This is a genomic window from Stenotrophomonas sp. NPDC077659, assembly GCF_050268705.1.
In the GTDB taxonomy this organism is placed as follows: domain Bacteria; phylum Pseudomonadota; class Gammaproteobacteria; order Xanthomonadales; family Xanthomonadaceae; genus Stenotrophomonas.
Window position 1 is genome coordinate 3722 of sequence record NZ_JBNNHG010000090.1, and the last position, 11314, is coordinate 15035.

Sequence of the window (11314 nt, forward strand, 5' to 3'; positions counted from 1 at the left end):
CGAGCATGGCTCGACTCTACGGAGCGAGGCCACCCAAACGAGAAAGGCGCCAGACCACAAGGTCCAGCGCCCGGTTGGGGCCGGCGGGGGAGAGAGGACCCGCCGACCCCCGTTCCTGCGGGGGAACGCCTTGCTCAGTACTTCAGGTTCTGGGTCCAGTAGGTCTCGATCTGCTTGACCAGGCTGTCCGGCAGCGGCACGTAGTCCAGCTGCTTGGCCTGCGCATCACCGTTCTTGTAGATCCAGCGGAAGAACTCCTGGGTCGCCTTGGCACCGACCACGTTCTTCGGCTGCTTGCGCACCAGGATGAAATTGGTGGCGGTGATCGGCCACGCCTGCTCGCCCGGGGCGTTGGTCATGACCAGGTAGAAGTCCTTGGCATTGGCCCAGTCAGCGCTGGCGGCCGCGGCCGAGAACGAGGCATCCGATGGCTGCACGATCCTGCCGGCGGCATTCTTCATCGCCGCGTAGGACATCTTGTTCTGCAGGGCGTAGGACAGTTCGACATAGCCGATGCCGCCCTTGATCTGCTTCACGTAGGCGGCGACGCCTTCGTTGCCCTTGCCGCCGATGCCGGCCGGCCACTGCACCGAGGTGCCTTCACCAACCTTGCTCTTCCACTCCGGGCTGACCTTGGACAGGTAGTTGACGAAGTTGAAGGTGGTGCCCGAACCGTCCGAACGGTGGACGATGGTGATCTTGGCGTTGGGCAGGGTCAGGCCGCTGTTCAGGGCAGCGATGGCCGGGTCGTTCCAGGTCTTGATCTTGCCCAGGAAGATGTTGGCCAGGGTCGGGCCGTCCAGCTTCAGCGCGCCCGGGGCGACGCCGGCCACGTTGATGACCGGCACCACGCCACCGATCACCGACGGGAACTGGGCCAGGCCGGCGGCTGCCAGCTCTTCCGGCTTCAGCGGGGCATCGGACGAACCGAAGTCCACGGTCGCCGCCTTGATCTGGGCGATACCACCGCCGGAACCGATCGACTGGTAGTTGACCTTCTTGCCGGTGGCGGTGCTGTAGTCCGCCGACCACTTGGACATGACCGGGTAGATGAACGAGGCGCCCGCGCCGGTGACATCGGCGGCGTTGGCGGCAAACACGGACGATGCGGCCAGGATGGCGACAGCGGCGCGCGACTTGAAGGCGTGGATCACGGGAGGGACTCCTGGGTGGTCGAAGGGCGGTTGCCCGACGTTTCGGTGCACATTCCATAACGGTTGCGTGACACGCCTGCGTCTGTCATATGACGTTGCGGTGACAGCGCGCGCGGCCTGCGCAGGCAACGGAAAAGGCACGGCCGGAGCCGTGCCTTTCGTTGCAACGCACGCGTATGGTCTTACCAGAAGAACTGCGCGCGGGCTTCCAGGATGTTCGGATCGTCGTTGACGAAGCCGCGGGCGGTGGAGCTGTACTTCTTGCTGTCCACCATCACGTAGTTCAGCATGAACTTGAAGTTCGAACGCCAGTACCAGTTGGCGCCGACGGTCCAGATGTCCATCTTGCCGCCCAGCACACCGTCGACGATCGGCGGGCGACCGGCCACCGGATTGGCCGACAGGTTGCCGTCGTTCAGATCCATGTGGTCGTAACGCACGCCCAGCTGCCACTGGCCGCCTGCCGGGTTGTTCGGCAGGCCCGTGCCCGGGGTGCCGCCCTTGTAGCTCCAGGTTTCGCCGGTGACGTTCCACACGCCGCTGACGTAGTAGCCGTCGCTGGTGTAGTTGTCGTGGTCGTAGCGCTTGGCCTTGCTGCTGTAGTACTCGGCCTGGGCCTTGAACGGACCCTGGAAGTACATCGCTTCGGCGCCGAGGGTACTGACACGGTCGGTGTCGGTCATGTTGCCGCTGTCGACCAGGCGGGCGGTGGCCAGGTCGGCGTTCGGACGGGCGCGCACACGCAGGGTGTCAGCGTCGGCGTCATAGTCGACGTAGCTCAGGCCGAAGTGGAGGACCTGGCCCTTTTCGTTGATCGGCGCGAAGGTGCCGCGCGCGCCGTAGCCGCTGCCGTGGGCCAGGTTGCGGGTCAGTTCGCGGCCGAAGGCGCTGGCGGTGACCGACCAGTTGTCCTGGCCGTAGCTGTAGGCGCCACCGAGGCGACGGGCAACGGCGTAGGTGTTGGTGACCGCCGCCTTGGAGATGAAGTCGTTGTTCTTGGTGCTGGACAGCTCTTCCAGGCTGTTGGGCTGCTTGAACTGGCCGGCCTGGATGAAGTGGTTGGCGTTGCCCAGCAGCTTGTACTTCACATTGGTGTCGAGGAACTTGTCGGCCTTGGCGTCGTAGCCGACCACCCATTCCACGTTGCCCGGGCCCTTGCCCTTGAGTACCAGCTCGGCTCGACGCAGTTCGAACTCGCTGTCCTTGCCGTTGCCGGCGTCACCGCCGTTGAGGTCCACGACGTCATTGTCGAACCAGTTGCCGTCGGCCTGGACCAGGCCTTCGAAGGTGATTTCCGAACCGCCGATCACATCGATGGCGACTTCAGCGTGTGCAGCCGGCACGTACAGCGCAGCAGCCACGGCCACCGTCAGGAGTTGGTGATGCAGTTTCATGGGAAGGAGCCTTGCAGGCAGGTGGGAAGATGCGCGCAGGCTAGAAGGTAAAGATTGCGTAAATGTGACAGTTCACGCGCGGCAGACATCCGCCGCAGGCCCCGTTGCGTCAGGGGCTGATGATGTAAACGCCTGCGTGTGACGCTGCGGTTGCGCACGGATTGCAGTAGCTCCACGCCATGCGCGGATGCTTTCTGTCGGCCAAGAGGTAGATCCACGCCATGCGTGGATGCTTTGCGTCGGTCAAGAGGTAGATCCCCGCCATGCGTGGATGCTTTGCGTCCGTCAAGAGGTAGATCCACGCCATGCGTGGATGCTTTCCGGTCGTCGGGTCAGCGCCCCTTCTGCGAATGGGATCCGACCCTGGATCCGACCCCGGCCACGCGCACTTACGCGGTCGTCTTTTCCTTGAACCGGCAGAGATCGGCAATCACGCAGCCCGGGCAATCCGGCTTGCGCGCTTTGCACACGTAGCGCCCATGCAGGATCAGCCAGTGGTGCGCGTCCAGCAGGAACTCGGCCGGAATCGCCTTGACCAGGTGGTCCTCCACTTCACGCACATTTTTTCCTGGTGCCAGGCCGGTGCGGTTGGACACGCGGAAGATGTGTGTATCCACCGCCATCACGGGTTCGCCGAAGGCCGTGTTGAGCACCACATTGGCGGTCTTGCGGCCAACGCCGGGCAGGGCTTCCAGCGCTTCGCGATCGCGCGGCACTTCGCCACCGTATTTTTCCAGCAGGATCGCGCAGGTGGCGATCACGTTCTTCGCCTTGGCGTTGAACAGGCCGATGGTGGCGATGTACTTCTTCAGACCGTCCTCACCCAGCGCGAGGATCTGCGCTGGCGTATTGGCCACCGGGAACAGGCGGCGGGTGGCCTTGTTGACGCCCACGTCCGTGGCCTGCGCCGACAGTGCGACAGCCACCAGCAGCTCGAACGGTGAGCTGTATTCCAGCTCGGTCTTCGGGTGCGGGTTGAGTTCGCGCAGGCGGGTGAACATCTCCACCACGTCGGCGCGCGGCATCACGCTGCCGCGGCGCACCGGTGCGCGCGTGGTTTTCTTCGCAGTGGCCATTACTGTTCCTTGCCTGCAGCGCGGGCCTTGGCCCGTGCGAGGATCGCGGCCGCCGCAGCGGGCAGCGCGGGTTTCACATCGGGCGCTGGCGCAGGTGTGCGGCGTGCATCACGTTCGGCCTCGCGGCGTGCCAGGCGTACGGCGCGTGCGCGATAGCGTTCGCGTGCGGCCCAGGCCGTTCGCAGGTCAGCCTGTGCCTGCAGCAGCCGTTGCGGAAGTTCCGGGTGGCCGGGCAGCAGGCGTGCGTCGGCATCAGCGGCGATGTAGTCCATCAGGCCGGCCTGCAGGGCCCCATCGAGATCGTCTGCCTGGACCCGGGCAAACAACTGCGCGGGATTGGGTCGGGATGCCATGGGATCAGCGGTTCTGGAAAGCCGGCGGGCGGCGCTGCAGGAAGGCGCTGGTGCCTTCGCGCATGTCCTCCGTGGCAAACAGCAGGCCGAACTGTGCGCTTTCGAATTCCAGGCCGGCGTCCAGGCTGCATTCGCCGCCCACGTGCACGGCATCGAGCAGGCCGCGCAGGGCCAGCGGTGCCGAGCGTGCCAGCTGTTCTGCAACGTCCTGCACGCGGGCGTCCAGTTCGGCTGCCGGCACCACCTGGTTGACGATGCCCAGCGTCAGGGCACGCGCGGCGTCGATCGGCGTGCCCAGCAGGCACAGTTCCAGGGTGGCGGCGCGGCCACACAGGCGCAGCAGGCGCTGGCTGCCGCCGAAGCCCGGGATCAGCCCCAGGTTGATTTCCGGTTGGCCCACCTTGGCGGTATCGGCGGCAATGCGCAGGTGGCAGGCCATGGCCAGTTCCAGCCCGCCGCCGAGCGCGAAGCCGTTCACCCGGGCGATGACCGGCTTGGGCATGCGCTCGATCTGCCGCATCAGCGTCTGCCCGAGCAGCGAGAAATCACGTCCCTGAACCGCGCTAAGGGCGTTCATCTCGGCGATGTCGGCACCCGCCACGAAGGCTTTCGGGCCGGCGCCGGTCAGCACCACCACGCGCACGTCCGGCGCTGCCGCAGCGGCACTGAAGGCCTCGGCAAGCGCCCGCAGGGTAGAGGCATTGAGGGCGTTGAGCTTTTCCGGGCGCTGCACGGTGATGGTGCGGATGGCACCCGCATCGGTGACGGCAACAGGGGCGGCGGTGGGGACGGTAGCCACGGAAAACTCCTGAAACGTTAAAAAAAAGTGAGATTGAACTCTTGAAACGCAGATGGGTCAAAGCCTGCGTGGTCAGTAGCGGTTACACGTTGTGGCCGGTATCCTAACCCGTCGCCTCAGGGCGGCGCAGAACGTCCCTGAGTTACCACCCCTGGAGAACTGTTTGATGAAGTTGCGTTCTATCGCGGTCGCCGTCGCGGCCCTGGCCCTGACGGGCAATGCCTTCGCCCAGGACGTCTCGTCCGAAAAGGGCAAGCTGAGCTACTACTTCGGTTACGACTACGGCAACAACCTGGCTGAGCTGACCGCCCGTGGTGAGCAGCTGGACATCAACTCGGTGGTGAAGGGTCTGCAGGACGCCTACGCCAAGAAGCAGCCGGCAATCACTGCCGACCAGCTCAAGCCGGCCGTTGAAGCCTTCCAGAAGCGCGAGCAGAGCCGTGCCCAGGCTGCCAAGGCCGAGTACGAAAAGGCCGCTGCCGAAAACAAGACCAAGAGCGACCAGTTCGTTGCGGCCAACAAGGCCAAGGCAGGCGTGCAGTCGCTGCCGAGCGGCGTCCAGTACCGCGTGATCGAAGCCGGCAAGGGCGCCAAGCCGACCCAGGCCAGCACCGTGCAGCTGGAAGTGGCCGGCCCGTACCCGTTCGGCCAGCGTCCGACCGAAGCCCGTCCGGCCCAGCAGATTCCGTCGATCAAGGTCAGCGAAGTCGAAATGAAGGCCATGCGTGAGACCCTGCTGCAGATGCCGGCCGGTTCGAAGTGGGAAATCACCCTGCCGCCGGACCAGGCCTACGGTGCCGACCCGCGCACCGGTTTCCCGCCGAACGTGGCAGTGCAGTTCGAAGTCAAGCTGGTCAGCGTCAAGTAAATCGAAGCAGTGCACGCAACGCGCCGGTGGCTTCCACCGGCGCGTTTCTGTTTGCGTGCCGTGCGTCCAGGTAGAGTCGACCGTTGGTCGACTGCTCTCCCCGTGCTGCGCGCTGGTCGACTGACAGTCGACTCTACCGTCGACGCTACCGACGCATCCCCCTGTCGCAATCGTCCCCAACCGCAACCATTCGCGCTACTGTTGCAGGGTGCAAACTACGGAAGACCCGGCGCGTGTCGTTGCAAGCCCCTGCATTGGAGTGTGCAAGCTGGATCACAACCGGCAATGCGCCGGGTGCGGGCGGTATATCGATGAAATCGCAGGATGGTCGTCGATGAGTGACCTCGAACGCAGCCGCATCCTCCACCGCGTGCAGCCCCTGCGCGAACAGCTGCAGCAATCGCTGCGCGGATCACTGGCCGACCACGAACGCCTGTTGCGCGCGCTGCACCCGCTGGCCGAACCGCCGCAGGGGGATGGCTGGAACCGCAGCGAACTGAGTGACCTGCTGCCACCCGGTCCGCCGGTGGAAGCGGCCGTACTGGCGGGCATCGTACCGCGTGCCGGGGGCGCCCAGGTCATCCTCACCCGCCGCACCGAAACCCTGCGGACCCACGGTGGCCAGGTCGGGTTTCCCGGGGGGCGCACTGAACCGGACGACCGTGATGCCCTGGCCGCCGCACTGCGTGAAAGCCAGGAAGAAATCGCGCTGGCCCCGGGCCAGGTGCAGGCATTGGGTTACCTCGATCCTTTCGTGACCATCACTGGCTACCGGGTGACCCCGGTGGTGGCGGTGGTCGATCCGGCGTTTGTGCCGGTGCCACAGCCCAGTGAAGTGGCCGAAGTGTTCGAGGTACCGCTGGATTACCTGATGGCCGCCGACAACCTGCGCCAGGTTGAAATCAACCATCGCGGGCGCGTGCGCCATGTCCTGGAGTATGGCTGGCCGGGCCAGCGCATCTGGGGCGCGACGGCCGCCATTCTCTACAACCTGCGTCGTCGCCTGGAGCAAGTGCAATGAAGCCGATCGATCCGCCGTGGACCACCCTGGTCGATGTCGCCACCCTGGCCGCTGAGCTGGGCGATGGCGTGCATGTGGTCGATGCGCGGGCCACCGCCAGCGCCGCCGTGCGCGTGGTGGATGCACGCGCGGCCCTGGCCGATCCGCAGGCCGGGGCAGGGCAGTACGCCGCCGGGCACATCGCGGGTGCGGTGCATGCAGATCTCAATCGTGATCTGTCCGACCTGTCCCGCGTGGGGCACGGCCGCCATCCGCTGCCGCAAACCGATGCTTTTGCTGCCCGTGTCGGGCAGTGGGGCATCGGCCCGGACACCCAGGTGGTGGTCTACGACGGCAGCGATGGCAGCATGGCCGCTGCACGCCTGTGGTGGCTGCTGCGCCTGCTCGGCCACACCCGGGTGGCGGTGCTGGATGGCGGTATCGCCGCCTGGCAGGCCGCTGGCCAGCCGCTGGTCACTGGCTACAGCGAGGTCACGGCGCGGCCGCCGTATCCGGGTCGCTTCGACACCGCCCAGGTCGCCTCGGCCGACGAGGTTGCTGCGCGCCTCAAGCACGCCCCGGGCTGGCTGGTCGACGCCCGTGCCGGCGAGCGCTTCCGTGGCGACGTGGAGCCGCTGGACCCGGTGGCCGGCCACGTGCCCGGCGCGGTCAACCGCCCCTTCGCCCTGAACGTCCTCGACGGCCGCCTGCGCGACCCGCAGGAACTGCGTGCCGAACTGCAGGGCGTGATCGGCAACCAGGACCCCGGGCGTGTCGTCCTGATGTGCGGTTCCGGCGTGACCGCCTGCCACCTGCTGCTGGCGATGGAAAGCGCCGGCCTGTGTGGTGCCCGCATCTACGCCGATTCGTGGAGCGGCTGGGTCAGCGACAGCACGCGCCCGGTCGCCACCGGAGCCTGAAGACGCGCGGGGTCTGAATCCGCAGGAAGCGCAGTCGAGCAACGCTCGACTCTACCAGGGCACGTTCCGGTCGATGCGGAGTTCATCCACGCATGGCGTGGATTCACTGGCCACCCTGCCATCCCGCGGAAGGCAGGCTTTGACGTTGACGTTGATTCGGCAGGTGCAGGGCGCGGCCCTGCAAACCCTTAGCCCAACCCCTTCAGCGGCACCTTCGCCAGCACGCGCGCCCACGGGAACAACGGGCCCGGATCACGCTTGCGTGGCACTGTAAGCGCGGCATCGTCGCTGGCCGGCACCTGTTCCAGGTCCAGCTGGTCATGCCCGGCAATCCGCTGCAGCGACGGGTAGCGCGCCACCAGCGCCTGCAGCAGCGCCTCCAGCGCCACCAGCTGCGCCTCGGTATACGGCTCGTCCATCGCTTGGTGGCGGCTGTCGAACCAGTGGGGGTAGCGACCGGTGTTGACCAGCTCGATGCCCACGCTGTCAGCATTCATGCCGCGTACGTGATGGGCGATGCGCTCCGGCGCCACGTACTGCACCACGCTGCCATCGCGGTCGATGTAGAAGTGCCCGCTGTTGCCCGCGCCGCTGTCGTACAGCACGCGCTCGCCGTAGTCGCGGGCCATCGCCAGGTCCGGCAGTTCGGTGCAGTGGATCACCACCATCCGCAGGCTGTCGGCATCGCGCAGGGGCAGGCGGTCGTGGTAGGGCAGGGGCTGCAGCTGCAGGCCGGGCAGGAGCGGGGTGGGCATGCGGCGATGCTAGCATTGCAGGATGAACCTGCCTTCCCGATCGACGTTAAACAGCTCCCTCGGAGCGCATGCATGAGCCGCGGCCATTGCATCCTGTCCCACGGCTTCGAGAGTGGCCCGGAGGCCACCAAGGTCACCGCGTTGGCTGAGGTTGCCGAGCGCCTGGGCTGGACCCACGAGCGCCCCGACTACACCGACCTGGACGCCATGAGCGAGGTCAGCCGTGTCGGCGACGTTCCGACGCGCCTGCGCCGCCTGGTCGAGCACGCCGCCAAGGCTGCCCAACAGGGCCCGGTGGTGCTGGCCGGCTCCAGCCTGGGCGCCTACATTTCCGGCATCGCTTCGCTGCAGGTGCCGGTGGCCGGCCTGTTCCTGATGGTGCCGCCCACCACCATGGGCCCGATGCCGGCGCTGGACGCCGCTGCCGTGCCGACCACCGTGGTCCAGGCCTGGCACGACGATGTGGTCCCGGCTGCCGGGGTGATCGCCTGGGCGCAGGCGCGCTCGGCGCAGCTGCTGCTGGTCGATGACGGCCACCGCCTGGAACGCCACGTGGAAGCCTCCGCGCAGGCCTTCGAGCGCCTGCTGCGCCAGCTGTGAAGCCCGGGCGCACGGCGCGCCCGCCCGCTTTGACTACAATGGCAGCCCCGCCGCCCCCGGCGCGGGCCTGCCGGCCGTGTCCACGGCCCTCCCTTCCGACTGGCCCGGCCTCTGTGCTGCGCCCGACCACCTGCGAACCGATTCCGTGAAATTCTTCGTCTCCTGCGCCAAGGGCCTGGAATACCTGCTTGCCGATGAACTGTCGGCCCTGGGCCTTGGCAAGGCCACTGCCACCATTGCCGGCGTCAACGCCGATGGCGAACTGGCGCAGGCGCTGCGGATCGTGATGTGGTCGCGCCTGGCCAGCCGCGTGCTGTGGCCCATCGACGAATTCGAGTGCCCGGACGAGCAGGCCCTGTACGACGGCGTGCGCGCGCTGCCGTGGCACGAGCACATCAAGCCTGAAATGACCCTGGCGGTGGATGCGCACGTGTCCGGCGACAAGATACCAATGCGCGCTTCGCGGCGCAGCGGATCAAGGACGCCATCGTCGATCGCATGCGTGACGAAGGCCTGGAACGCCCCTCGGTCAACACCGACCTGCCCGACGTGCGCGTGAACCTGTCGCTGCGCAAGGGCCGTGCCTCGCTGTCGATCGATCTGGGCGGTGGCCCGCTGCACCGCCGTGGCTGGCGTGGTGCCGCCCACGAAGCACCGCTGAAGGAAAACCTGGCCGCCGCGCTGCTGCTGCGCGCGCAATGGCCGCGCCTGCACGCTGCCGGTGGCGGCCTGCAGCGGGCGTTGGCGTGGCGGACGGCATTACCGGTCAACCTCGCCGAACACCAGGTCGTAGGTACCGATCATCGCCACCACGTCGGCCAGCATGTGGCCGCGAACGATCGAATCGATCGAAGACAGGTGGGCGAAGCCCGGTGCACGCAGGTGCACGCGGAACGGCTTGTTGGCGCCATCGGAGACCAGGTAGCAGCCGAACTCGCCCTTCGGGGCTTCCACCGCCGAATAGGTCTCACCGGCCGGTACGCAGTAGCCTTCGCTGAACAGCTTGAAGTGGTGGATCAGCGCTTCCATGTCGTCCTTCATGTCCTCGCGCTTGGGCGGAGCGACCTTGAAGTTCTTCACCATCACCGGGCCCGGATTGGCCTTCAGCCACGCCACGCACTGCTTGATGATGCGGTTGGATTCGCGCATTTCGGCAACGCGGACCAGGTAACGGTCGTAGCAGTCGCCTTCCTTGCCCAGCGGGATATCGAAATCGACGGCATCGTACCTGGCGTATGGGCGCTTCTTGCGCAGGTCCCAGGCAATGCCCGAGCCGCGCAGCATCACGCCGGTCATGCCCCACTGGTGGGCCAGTTCCGGAGTGACCACGCCGATGCCGACGGTACGCTGCTTCCAGATGCGGTTGTCGGTAAGCAGGGTTTCGTATTCGTCGATGCGCTTGGGGAACTCGACGGTGAAGTTTTCCAGGAAGTCCAGCAGCGAGCCTTCGCGCGAAGCATTGAGCTGCTTCAGCGCCTTGCCCTTGTGCCAGCGCGATTCCTTGTACTTCGGCATGTGGTCCGGCAGGTCGCGGTAGACACCGCCCGGACGGTAGTACGCCGCGTGCATGCGTGCGCCAGAGACCGCTTCGTAGCAGTCCATCAGCTCTTCGCGCTCGCGGAAGGCGTACAGCATCACCGCCATCGCACCCAGGTCGAGCGCGTTGGAACCCAGCCACATCAGGTGGTTGAGGATGCGGGTGATTTCGTCGTACATGGTGCGGATGTACTGGGCACGCTCCGGCGCCTCGATGCCCATCAGGGTCTCGATGGCGCGCACGTAGGCGTGCTCGTTGCACATCATCGACACGTAGTCCAGGCGATCCATGTAGCCGATCGACTGGTTGAACGGCTTGGACTCGGCCAGCTTTTCGGTGCCACGGTGCAGCAGTCCGACATGCGGGTCGGCGCGCATGATGGTTTCGCCGTCCATTTCCAGGATCAGGCGCAGCACACCGTGCGCGGCCGGATGCTGCGGGCCGAAGTTCATGGTGTAGTTGCGGATTTCCTGGCGCAGTTCGGCCGGGTTGCTCGCAAATGCCTGGTGGGCTTGATGGAACTCACTCACTTCACTGCCTCCTGCGCGCGCTCACCTTCTGCGGTCTGCAGACGGGCGTCGTCGCGGATCACGCGCGGCACGCCGACGCGCGGCTCCACCGAGGTGACCGGTTCGTAGACCACGCGCTTCTTTTCTTCGTCGTAGCGGACTTCGACGTTGCCGATGAGCGGGAAGTCCTTGCGGAACGGATGGCCGACGAAACCATAGTCGGTCAGGATCCGGCGCAGGTCCGGGTGACCTTCGAAGATCACGCCGTACAGGTCGAACGCTTCGCGCTCGAACTCGAGAACCACCTGCGTGCCGTGCTGGGCCTGCCGCTGGGCAGCACCCGCATGCT

At 66.4% G+C, this 11314-nt stretch carries 12 protein-coding genes and 1 pseudogene; 5 read left to right on the forward strand and 8 right to left on the reverse strand.

The window, feature by feature from the left end; translation table 11 throughout:
- Positions 1-134: 134 nt before the first annotated feature.
- From pstS to ACQKDV_RS13070, 5 genes are all read right to left on the reverse strand, one after another.
- A complete protein-coding gene (gene pstS, locus ACQKDV_RS13050) occupies positions 135-1154 on the reverse strand; it encodes a phosphate ABC transporter substrate-binding protein PstS (protein WP_427784142.1) in 1020 nt (339 codons plus the stop codon).
- Between the two features lie 182 nt (positions 1155-1336).
- Positions 1337-2548: an OprO/OprP family phosphate-selective porin gene (locus ACQKDV_RS13055; protein ID WP_427784143.1), complete on the reverse strand. Its 1212-nt coding sequence runs from the start codon at positions 2546-2548 to the stop codon at positions 1337-1339.
- 389 nt (positions 2549-2937) lie between these two features.
- Positions 2938-3624, reverse strand: coding sequence for an endonuclease III (gene nth / locus ACQKDV_RS13060; RefSeq protein WP_427784144.1), 687 nt, complete (start codon positions 3622-3624; stop codon positions 2938-2940).
- Positions 3624-3977, reverse strand: coding sequence for a hypothetical protein (locus ACQKDV_RS13065; protein WP_427784145.1), 354 nt, complete (start codon positions 3975-3977; stop codon positions 3624-3626). The genes nth and ACQKDV_RS13065 overlap by 1 nt, the downstream gene beginning before the upstream one ends.
- A gap of 4 nt (positions 3978-3981) precedes the next feature.
- A complete protein-coding gene (locus ACQKDV_RS13070; RefSeq protein ID WP_427784146.1) occupies positions 3982-4776 on the reverse strand; it encodes an enoyl-CoA hydratase/isomerase family protein in 795 nt (264 codons plus the stop codon).
- Between the two features lie 166 nt (positions 4777-4942).
- Between ACQKDV_RS13070 and ACQKDV_RS13075 the strand changes: the two genes are divergently transcribed.
- The 3 genes from ACQKDV_RS13075 (at position 4943) to ACQKDV_RS13085 (ending at position 7564) form a co-directional block, all read left to right on the forward strand.
- Positions 4943-5644: an FKBP-type peptidyl-prolyl cis-trans isomerase N-terminal domain-containing protein gene (locus ACQKDV_RS13075; RefSeq protein ID WP_324808475.1), complete on the forward strand. Its 702-nt coding sequence runs from the start codon at positions 4943-4945 to the stop codon at positions 5642-5644.
- 208 nt (positions 5645-5852) lie between these two features.
- Positions 5853-6665 carry a CoA pyrophosphatase gene (locus ACQKDV_RS13080; protein WP_427784147.1) on the forward strand — a complete coding sequence of 271 codons (813 nt, stop codon included), beginning with the start codon at positions 5853-5855 and terminating at the stop codon, positions 6663-6665.
- Positions 6662-7564, forward strand: coding sequence for a sulfurtransferase (locus tag ACQKDV_RS13085; protein WP_427784148.1), 903 nt, complete (start codon positions 6662-6664; stop codon positions 7562-7564). The genes ACQKDV_RS13080 and ACQKDV_RS13085 overlap by 4 nt, the downstream gene beginning before the upstream one ends.
- Before the next feature lie 188 nt (positions 7565-7752).
- Here the strand turns inward: ACQKDV_RS13085 and ACQKDV_RS13090 are convergent, their stop codons facing one another.
- Complete coding sequence (locus ACQKDV_RS13090) at positions 7753-8319, reverse strand: N-acetylmuramoyl-L-alanine amidase (protein ID WP_427784149.1); 567 nt, start codon at positions 8317-8319, stop codon at positions 7753-7755.
- 72 nt (positions 8320-8391) lie between these two features.
- Here ACQKDV_RS13090 and ACQKDV_RS13095 point away from each other — a divergent pair, with 72 nt between their 5' ends.
- The gene (locus tag ACQKDV_RS13095) at positions 8392-8919 is read left to right on the forward strand and encodes a hypothetical protein (protein WP_427784150.1); all 528 of its coding nucleotides are present in this window, start codon (positions 8392-8394) and stop codon (positions 8917-8919) included.
- Between the two features lie 145 nt (positions 8920-9064).
- Positions 9065-9651 (forward strand): annotated as a pseudogene (locus tag ACQKDV_RS13100) (THUMP domain-containing protein); the annotation flags it as partial.
- A 27-nt stretch (positions 9652-9678) separates the two neighbouring features.
- On the opposite strand, the gene ACQKDV_RS13105 reads toward ACQKDV_RS13100, so the two are convergent.
- Both ACQKDV_RS13105 and ACQKDV_RS13110 read right to left on the reverse strand, forming a co-directional pair.
- Positions 9679-10986 (reverse strand): NADH-quinone oxidoreductase subunit D, encoded by a 1308-nt coding sequence (locus tag ACQKDV_RS13105; RefSeq protein ID WP_427784151.1) that lies wholly within the window; start codon positions 10984-10986, stop codon positions 9679-9681.
- Positions 10983-11314 (reverse strand): NADH-quinone oxidoreductase subunit C (locus tag ACQKDV_RS13110; RefSeq protein ID WP_427784152.1); only part of this gene is annotated, 332 nt, incomplete at its 5' end. The genes ACQKDV_RS13110 and ACQKDV_RS13105, both read right to left, overlap by 4 nt.